The sequence below is a fragment of the Streptomyces sp. Z26 genome (genome assembly GCF_003665095.1).
GTDB lineage: Bacteria > Actinomycetota > Actinomycetes > Streptomycetales > Streptomycetaceae > Streptomyces > Streptomyces phytohabitans.
Map to the genome: position 1 here is coordinate 2870849 of NZ_RCHV01000002.1, position 16014 is coordinate 2886862.

General features: G+C 74.1%; 14 protein-coding genes and 1 riboswitch. Of the genes, 4 read left to right on the top strand and 10 right to left on the bottom strand.

Annotation, left to right across the window (positions count from 1 at the left end):
* Positions 1–73 precede the first annotated feature (73 nt).
* From D7M15_RS12695 to D7M15_RS12730, 7 genes are all read right to left on the bottom strand, one after another.
* A complete protein-coding gene (locus tag D7M15_RS12695) occupies positions 74–769 on the bottom strand; it encodes an alpha/beta fold hydrolase (protein ID WP_121517613.1) in 696 nt (231 codons plus the stop codon).
* On the bottom strand, positions 766–2043 hold the full coding sequence (locus tag D7M15_RS28225; protein WP_127201743.1) for a hypothetical protein: 1278 nt from the start codon (positions 2041–2043) through the stop codon (positions 766–768). The genes D7M15_RS12695 and D7M15_RS28225 overlap by 4 nt, the downstream gene beginning before the upstream one ends.
* A complete protein-coding gene (locus D7M15_RS12710) occupies positions 2040–2387 on the bottom strand; it encodes a PadR family transcriptional regulator (protein ID WP_121517616.1) in 348 nt (115 codons plus the stop codon). The genes D7M15_RS28225 and D7M15_RS12710 overlap by 4 nt, the downstream gene beginning before the upstream one ends.
* A 264-nt stretch (positions 2388–2651) precedes the next feature.
* On the bottom strand, positions 2652–5993 hold the full coding sequence (locus tag D7M15_RS12715) for a GH92 family glycosyl hydrolase (RefSeq protein ID WP_240649632.1): 3342 nt from the start codon (positions 5991–5993) through the stop codon (positions 2652–2654).
* Between the two features lie 383 nt (positions 5994–6376).
* Entirely contained in the window at positions 6377–6763 is a 387-nt protein-coding gene (locus D7M15_RS12720; RefSeq protein WP_121520696.1) for a (deoxy)nucleoside triphosphate pyrophosphohydrolase, read from the bottom strand.
* Between the two features lie 78 nt (positions 6764–6841).
* Positions 6842–7345, bottom strand: coding sequence for an ATP-binding protein (locus tag D7M15_RS12725; RefSeq protein ID WP_165906245.1), 504 nt, complete (start codon positions 7343–7345; stop codon positions 6842–6844).
* Positions 7346–7526: 181 nt separating this feature from the next.
* Positions 7527–7907 carry a VOC family protein gene (locus D7M15_RS12730; RefSeq protein ID WP_121517618.1) on the bottom strand — a complete coding sequence of 127 codons (381 nt, stop codon included), beginning with the start codon at positions 7905–7907 and terminating at the stop codon, positions 7527–7529.
* A gap of 260 nt (positions 7908–8167) precedes the next feature.
* Between D7M15_RS12730 and D7M15_RS12735 the strand changes: the two genes are divergently transcribed.
* From D7M15_RS12735 to D7M15_RS12745, 3 genes are all read left to right on the top strand, one after another.
* Positions 8168–9139 carry a hypothetical protein gene (locus D7M15_RS12735; protein WP_127201744.1) on the top strand — a complete coding sequence of 324 codons (972 nt, stop codon included), beginning with the start codon at positions 8168–8170 and terminating at the stop codon, positions 9137–9139.
* A 4-nt stretch (positions 9140–9143) separates the two neighbouring features.
* A complete protein-coding gene (locus D7M15_RS12740; RefSeq protein WP_121517620.1) occupies positions 9144–9974 on the top strand; it encodes an MOSC N-terminal beta barrel domain-containing protein in 831 nt (276 codons plus the stop codon).
* A gap of 148 nt (positions 9975–10122) precedes the next feature.
* Entirely contained in the window at positions 10123–10590 is a 468-nt protein-coding gene (locus D7M15_RS12745; RefSeq protein ID WP_121520698.1) for a PPOX class F420-dependent oxidoreductase, read from the top strand.
* 521 nt (positions 10591–11111) lie between these two features.
* Here the strand turns inward: D7M15_RS12745 and D7M15_RS12750 are convergent.
* The 3 genes from D7M15_RS12750 to D7M15_RS12760 all read right to left on the bottom strand — a co-directional run bounded on the left by D7M15_RS12750 (position 11112) and on the right by D7M15_RS12760 (position 14774).
* Entirely contained in the window at positions 11112–12356 is a 1245-nt protein-coding gene (locus D7M15_RS12750) for a M23 family metallopeptidase (RefSeq protein ID WP_240649286.1), read from the bottom strand.
* Between the two features lie 12 nt (positions 12357–12368).
* A riboswitch (cyclic di-AMP (ydaO/yuaA leader) is annotated at positions 12369–12559 on the bottom strand.
* Positions 12560–12748: 189 nt separating this feature from the next.
* The gene (locus D7M15_RS12755; RefSeq protein WP_240649633.1) at positions 12749–13942 is read right to left on the bottom strand and encodes a PP2C family protein-serine/threonine phosphatase; all 1194 of its coding nucleotides are present in this window, start codon (positions 13940–13942) and stop codon (positions 12749–12751) included.
* Between the two features lie 166 nt (positions 13943–14108).
* A complete protein-coding gene (locus tag D7M15_RS12760; RefSeq protein ID WP_165906169.1) occupies positions 14109–14774 on the bottom strand; it encodes a hypothetical protein in 666 nt (221 codons plus the stop codon).
* A 413-nt stretch (positions 14775–15187) separates the two neighbouring features.
* On the opposite strand from D7M15_RS12760, the gene D7M15_RS12765 reads away from it, so the two are divergent.
* Positions 15188–16003, top strand: a complete 816-nt coding sequence (locus D7M15_RS12765) for a glycoside hydrolase family 16 protein (protein WP_121520702.1) — start codon at positions 15188–15190, stop codon at positions 16001–16003.
* Positions 16004–16014: the final 11 nt, after the last annotated feature.

Genomic DNA, 16014 nt, shown 5'->3' on the forward strand with positions numbered 1-16014 from the left:
CGGCACAGGCGTCGGGCGGGGTCCGGCGTCAGGCGGGGCGAGCGGGTCGGCGTCGGCCCGGCGGGTGTCCGGCTCAGGCGCGGCCGGTGGCGGCGGCCGTCAGCAGGACGCGGGCCAGCTCGCGGGGGCGGGAGAACATCGGCCAGTGGCCCGTGTCCATCTCCACCAGCCGCCAGCGGTCCCCGGCCAGCAGCCGCGCCACGGACTCCGTGGGCGCGGGGCCGTCCAGCAGGCACTTGACGTACGTCGTCGGCAGGCCGCCGAGCGCGCCGGTGAGCACGGCCGGTTCGGTCAGGGAGGCGCCGGGGTGCGGGGTGCAGCGGGCGAGGACTCGGGCGACCCGTTCGTCGTCGAGGTCCTGGCCCGCGAGGTCGGCCGCCGCCGGGGGCGGCCAGGAGCCGCCGTGTGCCGCGACCGCCTCCGCCACGTGCGGCAGCTCCGACACGAACGACCCGCCGTCGACCGGGACGTCGGAGTCCAGGAGGACGAGGTGGGCCAGCCGGTCACCGACGCGCTCGGCGGCCTGGCCGACGGGGATGCCCGAGTAGCTGTGGCCGACGAGGACGACGTCGCGCAGGTCGTGCTGTTCGACCACGGCGACGACGTCCTCGACGTGCGTCCGCTGCCCGGCCGCCACGTCCCGTCTCTCCGCCACCCCGGACAGGGTCACCGGGTGCGCGCCGTGGCCCGCCGCGCGCAGCTCCGGCACCACGTCGTCCCACGCCCACGCGCCGAGCCAGGCGCCCGCCACCAGCACGAATTCGGTCATGGGGGCAACGTAGCCGACGGGTCGGACATCGCCCCCGCCCGGCGGCGCGGGCGCCCGGGGCCCCGGCGCGGGCGCGCGCCGCTCAACGCGCGCCGCGCGCGCGGGACGCCACCAGCAGCGCCGCGCTCGCGAGCGTGCCCAGCGCGGCCACCGCCGTCAGCCACAGCGGGGCGTCGGTACGGAGGTTGTGCGCGAGGTACGTGCCGAGGAACGCGAGGGCCGCCGCGTACCGCACGTCCTCCCGCCGGGTCCAGCGCCACACCCGCCACCAGCGGCGCCGGGTGGCGTGCGGCTCCGTACCGGCGAGGGTCCGCGCGTACGCGGTCACCGGGCCGAACTCGTCCTCCGCCTGCCGCCCGGACTCCGCCACGTGCCGGGCCGCGTCCGCCGTCAGTTCGCGCGCGTGCGGCCGAGAACGCGTAGCGCCCTTCGAGGAGCCGGGGCAGCCGCCGCAGCCACTCCTCGGACGGCAGTGCCCCGGGCGGCAGTTCACCGTCCGCGGCCCCGGGGGAACGTCCCCCCGCCCCGCCGTCGCGCCCGTCCCCGTCGTCGTTCCCGCCGTGCAGCAGCGCCCACGCCAGCAGCAGGACGCCCAGCACGCACAGGCCCGCGGCGGGCGCCCGTACGAGCGTCCCGTCCGGCAGCGCCGTGAACGCCGCCGCCGACGCGCACACCGCCGCCAGCGCCGCCACGGCGCAGCCGACGGCCCGGCCCCGGCGGCCCGCGCGCAGCGCGAGGGGCACGCCGTGCACGGCGGCCACCGCCGCGGCGACCCCGGCGGAACCGGCGAGGCCGCCCGCGGTGACGTCGGTCAGGAGGCCGTCGGCCACCGTGAGGTACGCACCGGCCGTGAACGCCAGCAGACCCGTCTGCCCGGCCACGGCGGTGCCGTGGTCACCGGCGGTCCACCCGTCGGGGTCGCGCGGGGCGGCCCCCTCCGCGGGCAGCCGTTCCTCCGCCACGGAGCGCGCGAACTCCTCCGGCCCGCCGAACGCCTCCTGCGGGTGCTCGCCGCTCTCCGCGCAGTGCGCGGCGACCTCCGCCAGCACGGTGCCGCTGACGGGCTCCCCCACGGAGTGCCCCGCGAGCGCCAGTCGGGCACGCGCCTCCCACCGCTCCACGTCCGCGCGCGCGGGCCCGTCGTCCCGGACCTCCGTACGGTCGGTGCCCGCGCCTCCGGTGTCCGGTCCGACGGTGCCCGGTCCGCTGCTGTTCCGTCTGCCGGTGTTCCGTCCGCCGGTGTTCCGTCCCGTGGTGTTCCGTCCGTCCGTCACGACAACTCCCTGTCCGCCTGTCCCACGAGCCCGTCCATGGCGTGGGAGAACTCCTGCCAGCGCGCGATCTCTTCGCGCAGCCGCTCACGTCCGGTGTCGGTGAGCCGGTAGACCTTGCGTCCCGGACCTCCGTCGCCCGCCTCCCAGCGGGACTCGACGGCGCCGTCGGACTCCATGCGTGCGAGTACGGGGTAGAGCGCGCCACCCCGTACGGTGCCCAGCCCCTGGTCGGCGAGCCGCCGTACCAGCGCGTATCCGTGCCGGTCGCCCTCCGCGAGCGCGGCGGCCACGCACAGCGGGAGGGCACCGCGCAGCCAGCCGGCTGACGCGTCCGCAGGTGCCATCTCCGTTTTCCCCCTCCCTCCGCGTCGTCCCACGCTCCGCGCGCGCGGAGCGTGGGACAGCGCGGGACGGTCGACACGGGAAGTCCCGCAGCCGACTACTCGTCGATTCCGACTAGTTCTTTTTCAGACTAGACCCCCATGCGAACTCCCGTCCACCCCCACCCCACGGCACGCTCCCCGCGACACCCCCGGGAACGCCGAAGCCCCGCCCCCGCCGCGTAAGGGCGGCGGGGGCGGGGCGGTCGGGCGCGGTCGGGCCGCGCGTCAGCCGAGCAGTTCCACCTCCGCCAACGTGCCGCCGCCACCGGCCGGTACGAGCCGGTAGCGCGCGTACTCCGCCGCCTCCGGCAGCTGGAACACGCGGGTCTGCTTCGCCCAGCGGAAGCTCTCCCCGTCCCGCCGGTCGACCTCGGTCCAGCCCTCGTCACCGTCCGAGCCGTCCGAGCCCTCCAGGACCCAGCCGTCCGGTGCCGCGTCCGCGGCGTCCGACGTGAGGGTGTACGACGTGACGCGCGCGCCGTCGCGTACGGCCAGCGGCGCGTCGCTCACGTCGGCCGCCGTGTCGGAGGTGTCGTCCAGCAGCTCCGCCGGCACGTCCTTCGACGCGTCCGCGTCGCTCACGTCACGCACGGGCGACGGCACCTCGTCGTCCTTCGTGAGGGACGACGGCGCGTCGTCCGCGCCCGTGCCCCAGTCGGACGGCTCGGGGCCCATCTCGAACTCCAGCTTGCCGCCCTTGGCCAGCACGTCGTGCGGGAGCGCGGTGGAGGACCAGTCCTCGCCGTTCACCTTGAGGCCCTGCACGTAGACGTTCTCCGCGCTGTTGTCCGGCGCCTCGACGACGAGGTCCTCGCCGTTCTCCAGGTGGACGGTCGCCTTGGTGAACAGCGGGGAGCCGACGGCGTACTCGGGCTCGCCCATCACCAGCGGGTAGAAGCCGAGGGAGCTGAAGACGTACCAGGCGGACATCTCGCCGTTGTCCTCGTCGCCCGCGTAGCCCTGGCCCAGCTCGCTGCCCAGGTACAGCCGCGACAGCGCCTCGCGCACCTTCTCCTGCGTCTTGTGCGGCTGACCGGCCGCGTCGTAGAGGTACGGGATGTGGTGGGACGGCTGGTTGCTGTGCCCGTACATGCCCATGCGGACGTCGCGCGCCTCCGTCATCTCGTGGATGACGCCGCCGTAGCTGCCGGCGAACTTCTCCTCGGCCGTCTCCGGCGTCGAGAAGTACGCGTCGAGCTTGTCGGCCAGGCCCTCGCGCCCGCCGTACAGGTTCGCCAGGCCGCGCGTGTCCTGCGGCGCGGTGAAGGCGAAGTTCCAGCCGTTCGTCTCGGTGTAGTCGTGGCCCCACACGCGCGGGTCGAACTCGTCCTTCGGCAGGCGCCAGTCGCCACCGGGCTTGCGGCCCTGGAAGAAGTCGACGTCCTCGTCGAAGAGCTGGACGTAGTTCTGCGCGCGGGAGAGGAAGTAGTCCGACTCCTCCTTGTAGCGCTTCTCACCGGTCTTCTCGTGCAGCGCCTGACCCATGCGCGCGATGCCGAAGTCGTTGAGGTAGCCCTCCAACGCCCAGGACAGACCCTCCTTGGTGTCGGTGTTCGTGTAGCCGAGGAAGGGCGAGGTGTCCATGCCCTTGCGGCCCACGCCCGGGTCGGGCGGCGCCACCGTCGCGTTCTTCACGGCGGCGTCGTACGCGGCCTCCGCGTCGAAGTCGGTGCCCTTGCGGTACGCGTCGGCGAACGCCACGTCGGACGACGTGCCGGTCATCAGGTCCGCGTAGCCCGGCGAGGACCAGCGGGACATCCACCCGCCGTCCTTGTACTGCTGCACGAAGCCGTCGACCATCCGGCCCGCCCGCTTCGGCGTCAGGAAGGAGTACGCGGGCCAGGTCGTCCGGTACGTGTCCCAGAAGCCGTTGTTGACGTAGACCTCGCCGTCGACGATCTTCGACCCGGTCTCCGTCGGGGTGTCCGGCTTCTCGGCGGGCGAGAACGGGCTGGCGTAGCGATCGCGCCGGTCCGGACCGACCTGCTCGAAGCCGGAGTTGGGGTAGAGGTAGAGGCGGTAGAGGTTGGAGTAGAGCGTGGTCAGCTGGTCCTCGCTGGCGCCCTCCACCTCGATGGTGTCGAGGATGTCGTCCCACTGCGCCCGCGCGTCGTCGCGCACACGCTCGAAGGTCGCGCCCTCGGGCAGCTCCTGCGCCAGGTTGGCCTTCGCCTGCTCGACGCTGATCAGCGAGGTGGCGATGCGCATGTGGACCGTACGGTCGGCGCCCGCGTCGAAGCGCAGGTAGCCGGTGACGTCCGCGCCGCCGCCACCCTCCAACTCGCCGCCGCCGGTGGCCTTCCGGTCGAACTCGGCGTACACGAACATCCGCGTCGCGCCGATCGACAGGCCGCTCTTGACGTCGGAGAAGCCGGTGACGGTGCCGTTCTCCTCGTCGAGGGTGAGGCCGCCGCTGTTGTCGACGTTGTCGAAGATCAGGCTGGCGTCGTCGGACGGGAAGCGGAACTTCATCAGCGCCGCGTGGTCGGTCGGCGCGATATCGGTGCGCAGACCGTTCTCGAAGGTCACGCCGTAGTGGTGCGGCTTCGCGGTCTCGTTGGCGTGCCGGAAGGGGAGCGCGCGTGCGGTGCGCGAGGCGTCCGGGGTGCCCGCCGCGGTGGACGGCATGACCTGGAACGTCTGCCGGTCGCCCATCCACGGGCTCGGCTCGTGGCTGGCGCTGAACGCCTGGAGCGTCGGCAGGTTGTCGGCGTTGTTCTTGCGCGCGTACTCGTAGAGCCAGCTCGTGGAGCCCGCGTTGGTCACCGGGGTCCAGAAGTTGAACCCGTTCGGGACGGCGGTGGCGGGGAAGTTGTTGCCGCGCGAGAAGTCACCGCTGGACTGGGTGCCGCGGGTGGTGAGCGCGTAGTCCGACAGGTGCTTCTTCGGCTTCTCCGGCTTCTTCTCCGCGAGGGACACGTCGTCGATCCAGCCGCGGAACGGTCCGCCGCCCTTCTCCGCGTCGTACGCCACCAGCACCCGGTCCACCGTCTTGCCCGCGGCGACCCGGCCGATGCGGGCCTCCTTGTGGTTCCACTGGTTGACGAGCAGCGTCTTCGACGCGCCCTGTCCGCCGGGGCTCAGGCGGGCGCCGTGCTGGTCGCGCGCGGGGAGGTCGCTGAGGTAGGTGCCGTCGGTGAAGGCGAGGTCGACGGAGGCGTTCGTCGCGGAGTACGAGCGGTCGCCGTCCTTCATCTCCGGGAAGAGGCGGTACGAGAGGACGGTGTCCTTCGCCACGGCGACGTCCGTGTCGAACACCTTGTTGTACGCGTAACCCCGGCCGTCCGCGGGGTGGTTGCCCGCATAGCGCAGCGCGTGCTCGCCGGTGAACCCGGCGTCCTCCTTGGCGGTCGGGGAGTCCGTGGGGCCGGTGTCGGGGTGCGTGCTCATGCCCTGGCCGCCGGGTGCGCCCTCGGGTTCGACGCCGTCCGTACGGGGCTTGCCGTCGGCGTCCGTCTCCACCGTGTCGCGCCAGGCGGGGGCGGGTTCACCCGGCTCGAACGACGAGGTGAACCCGTCGCTGCGCACCGGGTCGGGGGCCGCGCTCGCGGTGCCGGCGGGCGCCAGCGACGCGAGGAGCGCGGCGGAGACGAGGACCGCGGGGGCGCGCAGGCGCCGGACGAGTCCGGTGCGCCTGGTGGGTCTGGCACGTCTGGCACGTCTGTGGCCGGTTGGGATTCCGCCGCGCACGTGAGCCTCCCAAAAGGTGTGACAACGTTGTCAGTTGTAGTCTCAAGTCTCCTTATGATGAAGGTGCGCCGCAGGGTGTCAAGGGTGTCGGACAGGAACGGGCACACCGGCGGTACGCGCGATGCGCCCGGGTTCGTCCGCGCGGCGGCGACACCGTACGGCAACGGGCCCCGGAGCAGCGGTTGTTGGCCGCGCGCGGGGCGGAGCGCGGGTCGCGACGGGTGCCAGGAGCGTGCGGCGGCGTGCGGCGGGACCGCGGATCAGTGCGGCGGTACGGGCATGTCCGCCAGGACGGCCACCGCCGCGCGGTCGTGGTCGAGCCAGTCCACGTCGAACAGTTCGGCGGGCGCGAGCCGGCGCAGCGCGTCGTGGTCCTGGAGCGGGCGCGGCGTGCCACCGAGCAGCCGGGCCCGCCACACGCGCAGCAGCAGCCCGCCGCCGACGGGCCACTCGCCGTCGATCCGGTCCAGCGGCTCGACCGCCACCCCCAGCTCCTCGCGCAACTCCCGTACGAGCGCCTGCCGCTCCGTCTCCCCCGGCTCCACCTTGCCGCCGGGCAGCTCCCAGCGTCCGGCGAGCGCGGGCGGCTCCGTCCGCCGCGCGGCGAGCAGACGGCCCGCGTCGTACACCGCCCCCGCGACCACCACCCTCCGCGCGCGCGGAGGCGCGGTTGCGGGGGTGGGCGCGGCGGATCCGTCGTGCGGGGGCTCGGTCACGGCAGCAGCCTACGGCCGCCGCCCGACGCCGCCGTGCCGGTCCGGAACGGCCTCGGGGACGGCCTCGCCAGGCGGTTCCGGGGCGGTGCGCAGTTCGCACCAGGTGGTCTTGTCCACCGTCCGCTCGACGACGCCCCAGCTGTCCGCGAACACGTCCAGCAGCGCCAACCCGCGGCCCGACTCCTGCTCGTCCCCCGCGCGCACGAGGGTGGGCAGCAGATGCGGTGCGGGGTCGGTCAGTTCGATGCGGAGCCGGTCGCGGGAGAGGGTCACGCGGAGGGTGACGGGCACGCCCTCACCGACGTGGTTGATGACGTTCGACACCAGTTCGCTGACGCACAGTTGCGCGGTGTCGGAGTGCCGGGCCTGCCCCCTGTGCACGAGGTGGCAGCGGACCGTGCGGCGCAGATCGCCCACGGCGCGCGGTTCCGCCAGCAGCGCGATGGTCAGCGCGGCCTCCCCACCACCGCCCGCCCCGTACGTCCGCCGCCCGTGCGCCCTCGACACGTTCACTGCCGCCACCTCGTCGCGCTCACCCTGCCGGAACCGTTCACAGAGTGGTTATCGGCGGAGGGGGCCCGAGGGTGACCACTTTCCGTCCACGTACCGTCCGCACACCCGCCGTGGGGGCGTACGGGCGCACGGGCGTTCTACGTTCCGGAGTCGCGGGGGCCGCCTTTCGGCGCGACGGGGGTCAGGCGGGGACGAGGCGGCGGACCAGGTCCGGTACCCACTCCACGTACTCCGCCTCCGCGCCGTCCGCGTGCCGCGCGTACAGGAAACGGCCCGTGGGACCGGCCGTGAGGGGTGTCGTGATCGTCGCACCGGCGGCGCGCAGTACGGCCTCCGTACGGTCGAGGTCGCGGACGACGACGGTGGCGGAAGCGTGCGCGTACGCGGCGCGCGCCTCCGGGGTGCCCGCGATGACGAGGAAGTCCCCGATCGCGGCCAGTTCGACGTCCTCGAAGGGGAGCCGCAGGTCGGGTTCCGTACGGCCGGTCAGCTCCTGGAGGAGGGGCAGGGCGCGGTCGAGGTCGTCGGTCCACAGGCGGGCGTAGGTCTTGAGGACGGTCATGGACGGCACGCTCCGTACGGTCGATCGGTCGGGGGGTGGGGTGGGACGGGGTGGAGGGGCACCGGTTCAGCCGGTCACCCCGTCACCGTAGGGAGGCCCCGTTCCGCGCGGAAGGACGCACTTTTTCGCGCGCCAGGCACCCGTGGGTGACCGCACAGGTCACGCGCGCGGGCGTCGTCATCCGGCACCGTCACCTGGCAGGGTGGCGCGCGGCGGCGGTACCTCCGTACGCGGACCTACGGGACGGGGAGCGGGCGCGCATGGCGGGTACGCGGGCGGAGGCGGCGGGTGACGGACGGGGGTCCGCCGTACGGGGGCGGAGCCTGGAGGCGCTGGGGTTCACCGACGTGCCCGCGCTGCGCCCGCTGACGTACCCGGGGCGGCCCGTCGACGGCCCGTCGCTGCTCGACGGCGACGACCTGCTGGAGCTGCGTCCGACCGGCGGCCCCCTCGGGGAGTGGCCCGTGCAGCTGCCCGGCGCGCCCCGACGGACCACCGTCGACGGCCTGTTGGCGCGGCGCGGGCTCGACCCGGTCGCCGCGCGCTTCCCGGTGCTCGCCGTGGGCTCCAACGCGGCGCCGGGGCAGGTCCGGCACAAGCTCGCGCGGCTCGGCCGCTCCCACGCGCTGCCGATGGTGCCCGTACGGGTGCGGGGCCTCGCGGTGGGCCTGTCCGCGCACGTCAGCCCGGCGGGGTACGTGGCGGCGGCGCCGTACGTGGTGCCGGGGGCGACCTCCGCGCTCGTCCTCACCTGGCTGGACGCGGCACAGCTGGCGGCGGTGGACCGCACCGAACTGCCCAACTACGCGCGGGCGTTCCTCCCCGGCGACGGCGACGGCGACGGCGAATCGGACGACGGAGGCGAACCGGAGGACACGGGTGACGCGGATGCCACCGGCGACGTGCCCTTCGCCGTGACACTGCCCGGCGGGCGGCGGCTGCCGGGCGCGTACGTGTACCACAGCGCGCGCGGCGTGCTCGCCCGTCCCGCGCCCGACAGGACGGCCCTGCGCTGCGGCCCGCAGCCCGCCGTACTGGCCGGGCTGCTGGCCGGATCGGCCCGCCTGCGCGAGCTGTTCGGGCCCACCCCGGAGACCTGGGTGACACGGGCGGCGGCCGACCCGGCGCTGCGGGCGCTGGGGACGGCGGCGTTCGTGACGGAGGGGCTGCTGCGGCGGGAGGAGGGCTTCGCCCCGTACGCGGCGGGGCCGGACACCCGGCCGCTAGGCTGACCGCATGGCCGGAATCACGGGGCTGATCAGCTACCCCATCAAGGGCTGCGCGGGGGTCACCGCGCACGACGTCCTCGTGACACCCGCGGGCCTCGCGCACGACCGCAGCTTCCTCGTCACCGACGAGGACGGCGTCTTCCGCAGTCAGCGCCGAAGCCCCCGACTCGCCCTCGTACGCCCCGAGATCGAGCCCGACGGCGGCTGGTTGACGCTGCACGGGCCGGGCGTCGACCCGTTGCGGATCGCCGTGGACACGGCGGCGCCGCGGCGGGACGTCGAGCTGTTCGGCGTGGCGTACCAGGGCGTCGACCAGGGCGAGGAGGTCGCCGGTTGGCTGTCCGAGACGCTGGGCGAGGCGAGTCGGCTCGTACGGGTGCCGCCCGAGCACACGCGCGTCACGGACGGGCTCACCCCGGGCACGACCGCGTACGCCGACAGCTCCCCGCTGCACCTGCTGTCGCTGCCCACCCTGGACGCGCTCAACGAGCGGCTCACCGCGCGCGGCGCCGCGCCCCTGCCGCCGAGCCGCTTCCGCGCGAACGTCCTGGTGGACGGCTGGGACGGCGTGCCGCACGCCGAGGACGGACTGCGCCGACTGCGGGCGGGCGACGCGGAGTTCGGCTACGCGAAGCCCGCGATCCGGTGCGTGGTCACCACCGTCGACCAGGAGACGGGCGTGAAGTGCGGCCCCGAGCCGCTGCGCACGCTCGCGGACTACCGGCGTACGGACGCGGGCGGCGTCGCGTTCGGCGTGAAGCTCGCGGTGGTGCGGCCGGGGAAGCTCTCGGTGGGGGACGTGCTGACGGTCGACGAGTGGGCGACCACCGCCCCGTAGGCGGCTGTCGGGGCACGCGGGGGCGCGTTGTCGGTGGTGTCGCGTATCTTCGGGTTCACCGTGGCGCGTGACGTGGGACACAGTCCCACGCGCGGGCGGGCGGAGACCCAGCAGACCCGTGGCACGACCCGTGGAGAGGGAGACCACCGTGGCCGAGGCGGCACCGAGCGATGAAGCGCGGGACGAGGCGAGGGACGAGGCGCTGCTGGCGCTGTTCACCGCGTACGACCGGGGCGTGCTCGTCACGCTCAAACGGGACGGCCGACCGCAGCTGTCCAACGTCAACCACGCCTACGATCCCGGCACCCGCCTCCTCCGCGTCTCCGTCACCGCGGACCGGGCCAAGACCCGGAACCTGGCGCGCGATCCCCGCGCCAGCTACCACGTGACGAGCGACGACGGCTGGTCGTGGACGGTGGCCGAGGGCACCGCCGAGCTGTCCGCGGTCGCGGCCGATCCCGGCGACGCGGCGGTGGAGGAGCTGATCGAGGTGTACCGCGCGATCCGCGGCGAGCACGCGGACTGGGACGAGTACCGCGCGGCGATGGTCGCCGACCGGCGGCAGGTCGTACGGCTCCGGGTGGAGCGGGCGTACGGGCAGCCTCGGCGGGGCTGAGCGGCGGGGCCGAGCCGAGCGGCCGTTCCCGGCGGGGCGGAGGCGCCGACGGCCCTGGTGTCGGGGGTGTTCACCAGGACCGCCGGCGGTCCGGACCGCGCACGCGTGCGCACCGGGGCCTCCCGGGGGAAGAGGCGCGGGGCACGGTGACGGTCGGTGCGGTGGTGCGTGGGTCCGGGGTGCGGGCGGGGCACGGGGGTGTCCGCCCGGACCGTACGGACCGCGGGCCCCGGCGACCGCCGTCCCGTTCCCCTCGGTGCGCCGGGGCCGAGGTGGGGGTCACGGCTCCGGGCGGGTCACGGGGCGGCGGTCACGGTCCCTGGACGGGACGTGGGGGGCCGCTGGTCGGTGTTCTGTTCTCCGGGCGCCTCCGGCGGCGGTGCCCGCCCGTGCCGGTGGCGCCCGGTGCGGTCCCGGGCCGGGCGGGGCGTCAACCGCCGTGCGGCGGCGCCCCGTTCGGGCCCGCGTACGGGCGGCCCGTCGGGCTCGCTCCCGTACGCCCGGTCCCGTACGTCCCGGGGTCAGACGTTCAGGCCCTTGCCGCGCAGCCAGCTCAGCGGGTCGACCGGGTCACCGCCACCGGGCCGTACCTCGACGTGCAGGTGCGGGCCGGTGGAGTTGCCGGTGGAGCCGACGTTGCCGATGACGTCCTTGGTGCTGACGTCGGCACCGGCGGACACCTGCATCGACGACAGGTGGCAGTACCAGACCTCGGTGCCGTCGTCGAGCTGGAGCACGATGCGGTAGCCGTACGAACCGGCCCAGCCCGCCTCCTTGACGGTGCCGGAGTGGACCGCCTTGACGGGCGTGCCGGTGGGCGCGGCGAAGTCCTGGCCGGTGTGGTCGTTCTGCCACATGCCGCCCGCCTGGCCGAAGCCGGAGGTGAGCTGGAAGTTGGAGGTCGGCAGGGTGTAGCTCGCGGCGAGCTTGGCGAGCCGTTCGGCCTCGGCCTTCTTCGCCGCTTCCTCGGCGGCCTTCCGCTTGGCCTCGGCCTTCTTCTCGGCCTCGGCCTCCGCCTTGTCGGCGGCGGCCTCGGCGGCGGCCTTCGCGGCGGCGGCCGACGCGTCCTCACGTGCCGTACGGTCCGCCTCGGACTGCTGGAGCGCGGCCTGCGCGAGGATGCGTTCGCGCAGCGCCTCGCCGGGGTCGCCCTGGCCGTCCTCGGAGTCGCCGCCGTTCAACGCGGCCTGGCTGAGCGGGGCTTCGGCGGCGGTGGCGTCCGCGTCGTCGGCGAGCAGGGTGCTGACACCCGGCAGCTCCTTCGCCGCGGGGAACTCCTCGGTGACGGTGCCCGCGACCGTGGCGAGGTCCGGCACCGAGACGGGCGGCGGCTGCTTCTCCTTGGCGGAGGCCATGCCGCCCGCGCCGACGGCGGCGATCACGCCGACGCCCAACACGGCGCTGCTGCGGGCCATTCCGCCGCGCTGCTTGGCCACGCGGTGCTTGCCGCGTACGGGCCGGAGGGTGTCCTCGGTCGGGTTCCACTCGTCCCAGCCCGCGGCGTCGGGCTCGGGGCCGTACGCCTGGAGGCGCGCGGTCGGGAGGGAGGGTGCCTGGAGGGACGGGGCCTGCGCGAACGCCTGTGTCACGGCCGGTTCACCGAGTGCGGCACCGACGGGCGGACCCGTGTGCTCGGCAAGCCCGGTGGTGGAGAACGCCTGTGTCTCGTACGCTCCGTGGCCGTCACCGAAGTGGTGGCCGGTGCCGCCCGCCTCGTACTGGTACGGGCCGTACGACGCCTCGGGGGCATGCCTGTTCGACGCCACTGGGGGCGCTCTCCTTTCCTTCCCTCTCGCCTACCGGGTTAGCTGACGGGTTCGGAGCAGGAAGGTCTCCTACGGGCGCGTCCATGGGCGGGACGAGTCCGATTCACCCCAAGTGGTGGTTCCCCGGCTCCCTCCGCGCAGTGTCACGTGGGTCCTCGTGCTGCTCGTGATGCTGCGCTTGCGGGATTAGGCGACGGCGCACGGTGCCGTCTCTCGTGACGGCAGTGACGACCGCGCTGCGTTATCGAACGTTAATAGACTTGCGGCCGAGATTCCAAGCGGTTCCCACGATTTTGCGAACGCTTTGGCCCGGACTTTGGTTTCACAGAAGGGCAATTGGGGCACGGCACGTGGTGGATCACACTCCGGATCACGGCCAGGTCGCCGGATGATCACGACTCCGGGCAGTGCCGGAGGAATCGACGGCGCGCGGCCACGCGGGCCAACCGTCCCCGGTGGGGCGCCCGTTGAGCCGCCGCCTCACTCCCCCGGACCGGTGCCCCGCCCGTACCCGCGTCCGTACCCGCGTCGGGCCCCGGTTCCGCTTCCGCCGCCCGACGCCGCAGCGCCAACAGCGCCATGTCGTCGGCGTTCCCGCCGCCCGCGTGCCGCCGTACGTCCGCGACGAGCATGTCCAGCAGCGCCTCCGGACCGTCGAACCGCTCCCCCGACAGCCGCCGCACCGGGTCGTAGAACACGCCCCGTTCGTCCCGCGACTCGGACAACCCGTCGGTGTAGAGCAGGAGTTGGGCGCCCGGTGGCAGTTGCTCCGCGTCCGCGCGGTCCGGCCAGCAGCCCAGTTCGTGCATGCCGAGCGGCAGTGCGGGCACGGACGGCTCCAGGTAGCGGAGGGTGCCTCCCACGAGCAGGAGCGGCGCGGGATGCCCGCGGTTGACGATCCGCAGCCGTCCCGGATCGGCCGCCGGGACCTCGACCAGCACGGCCGTGGTGAAGCCCTCGAACTGGTCCAGCCCGCGGCGCCTGCCGCCCTCCCGCTGGAGGGCGCGCTCCAGCCGCAGCGCGACCCCCTCCAACGTCGCCTCCTCCTCGGCCGCCTCCCGGAACGCCCCGATGACCACGGCGACGGCGTCCACCGAACCGAGCCCCTTGCCGCGCACGTCCCCGACGATCAGCCGCACCCCGTACGGCGTGTCCTGCACCGCGTACAGGTCGCCGCCGATCCGGGCGTCGGACTGCGCGGCCTCGTACCGCGCGGCGACGTCGAGTCCGCCGATCCGGGCCGGGGGCACGGGCAGTACGGCGAGCTGCGCGGCCTCGGCGATGCCGCGGGCGGAGACCAGTTGCTGGTTGACGCGGCGGACGAGACGGTTGATGCCGAGGGCGAGCACGGCGACGACGCCCATCGTCGCCACCGTCATGACCGCGTCACCCCAGGAGGGGCCGCCGAAGAAGTACAACGTGCCGAGCAGCGCGATCAGCGCGGCGGCCCCGCACACGGCGGTCCCCAGCGCGGACAGCAGCGGCGCCGCGACGAGTGGCGCGGCGGCGAACAGCGCCGCCGGGGTGTAGTCGCGCGGCAGCGAGAAGTCCACGACCACACCCGAGACGATCAGCGCCGGTGGCACCCAGCGCGCGTAAGGGTGCGGAACGGTGCCGTCGAACCCGTCGGCGCCGTCCCGGACGGGGGGAGCCGCGTCGTCGCTGCCCGGATACTCCTTCACCGTCCCAATCTGACCGCTTCCGCCCACCTCTGCGACCCGAGCGGGCGGCACCCCGCGTGGAGGGTGTCGCTCAGAGCGTGCCGACGCGCTGCCAGCCGGAGCCGCCGCCGGAGGGCGACGCGGGGGACGCGGGGGACGCCGACGACGCGGGGGTGGGCGCGGCGCGGGCGGCGAGCGGCAGCGGCGGGTCCGTCTCGTGCGGGTGCGGGGGCTCGTACGGGTCCGGGGGCTGGTGCTGGTGCGGGGGTTGGTGCTGGTGCGCGGGCTGGTGCTGGTGCGCGGGCTGGTGGTGCGGCGGGGGCGTGGCGCCCCGGGGCTGCTGCCCGTACCCGCCGGAGCCGTACGGGCCCGGGGCCCCCGACGCGGCGGACGGCTCGTGCGCGTCGTACCGCCCGGCGCCGTACGCGCCCGTGCCGTAGGACCCGGAGCCGTACGTACCGGAGCCGTAGGAGCCGGAGCCGTACGACCCCGCACCGTACGTCCCGGGGAGCGGCAGCGGGGCCGGCTGCCGCGTGGGCGGCGGCGGGTCGTACGAGCGGTCGTACGCACGGGAGCGCGGGCGCTCGTACGTGTACGGGTGCGCGGAGTCGTCCTCCCTCGGCACGGTCCGGCCCGCGCGCGACCACTCGTGCAGCAGGGCTGCGTAGATGGGGGTTCCCAGGGAGCTGTCCGGCGGACACGGAAGTGTTGCGCCCCGGCCGTCGGCAGTCGTCCAGTGCGTCACCATTACTGCCATGACCTGACCAACGATCCGCGCCGCCCCGGGGTCACCCAGGAGGATCAGCGGCGGGTCGGCGGGTCGGCGGGGGGCCGGTGGACGCCGGTCACCCCTTGAGAGCGCTCTTTCTTCAAGACTTGACGTGAGCACGGCTCTCTTGACGGGACCTCATCAAGAGAGTTAACTCACCGACCGAGCAAAAGTATGGACCTGCGGCGAGCCCGTCGTGGGCCCGGCACGGAGCCCCCACCCGTGCCTGGCGCGAGGGCCTCACCCTTGTCACTCACAGAAGCGTGTCCCCCCACTGCGCAGACGAGGTGAGTTCCATCTTCAACAAGCAGCTGACCCACATGAGAAGGCGCCCGCGCACGACCGCGGCCCTCGCCGTCGGCATGGCCGCCGTCCTGAGCTGGACGACCGTCAACACGGGCATGGCCGCCGACGACCCCGGCGCCGCGCCCAAGTCCGCCTCGGCGAAGGCCGACACGAAGGCCGGTGCCGGTACCAAGGCCATCGCCTTCGAGGACAACTTCGACGGCGCCGCGGGCTCCGGTGTCGACGGCAGCAAGTGGCAGACCGAGACCGGCGACAACGTGAACAACCACGAGCGCCAGTGGTACACGCCGGGCACCGACAACGCCAAGCTCGACGGCAACGGCAACCTGGTCATCACCGCCCGCAAGGAGAACCCGGGCAACTACCAGTGCTGGTACGGCACGTGTGAGTACACCTCCGCGCGCCTCAACACCTCCGGCAAGTTCACCCAGAAGTTCGGGCACGTCGAGGCCCGGATGAAGATCCCGCGGGGTCAGGGCATCTGGCCCGCCTTCTGGATGCTGGGCAGCGACATGGGCGACGTCGGCTGGCCCGCCTCGGGCGAGATCGACATCATGGAGAACGTCGGCAAGGAGCCCGGCACCGTGCACGGCACGCTGCACGGCCCCGGCTACTCGGGCGAGGGCGGCGTCGGCGCCGCGTACACCCTGCCCAACGGCGAAGCCTTCGCGGACGACTTCCACACCTTCGCCATCGACTGGGCGCCGGACAAGGTGACCTGGTCGGTCGACGGGAACGTCTTCCAGGAGCGCGGTCCCGGCGACGTGAACGGCGACTGGGTGTTCAACAAGGACTTCTTCCTCATCCTCAACCTCGCGGTCGGCGGCTACTGGCCCGGCGACCCCGACGGCAGCACGCAGTTCCCGCAGGAACTCGTCGTGGACTACGTCCGTGTGAGCACCGCCGACTGACGGACGACGCG

Excerpts from the sequence above, each read along its gene's own strand:
- D7M15_RS12730 (WP_121517618.1), bottom strand. The coding sequence starts at position 7,907 with ATGACCGTCCTCAAGACCTACGCCCGCCTGTGGACCGACGACCTCGAC.
- D7M15_RS12735 (WP_127201744.1), top strand. The coding sequence starts at position 8,168 with ATGGCGGGTACGCGGGCGGAGGCGGCGGGTGACGGACGGGGGTCCGCC.
- D7M15_RS12765 (WP_121520702.1), top strand. The coding sequence starts at position 15,188 with ATGGCCGCCGACGACCCCGGCGCCGCGCCCAAGTCCGCCTCGGCGAAG.
- D7M15_RS12710 (WP_121517616.1), bottom strand. The coding sequence starts at position 2,387 with ATGGCACCTGCGGACGCGTCAGCCGGCTGGCTGCGCGGTGCCCTCCCG.
- D7M15_RS12695 (WP_121517613.1), bottom strand. The coding sequence starts at position 769 with ATGACCGAATTCGTGCTGGTGGCGGGCGCCTGGCTCGGCGCGTGGGCG.
- D7M15_RS12760 (WP_165906169.1), bottom strand. The coding sequence starts at position 14,774 with ATGGCAGTAATGGTGACGCACTGGACGACTGCCGACGGCCGGGGCGCA.
- D7M15_RS12740 (WP_121517620.1), top strand. The coding sequence starts at position 9,144 with ATGGCCGGAATCACGGGGCTGATCAGCTACCCCATCAAGGGCTGCGCG.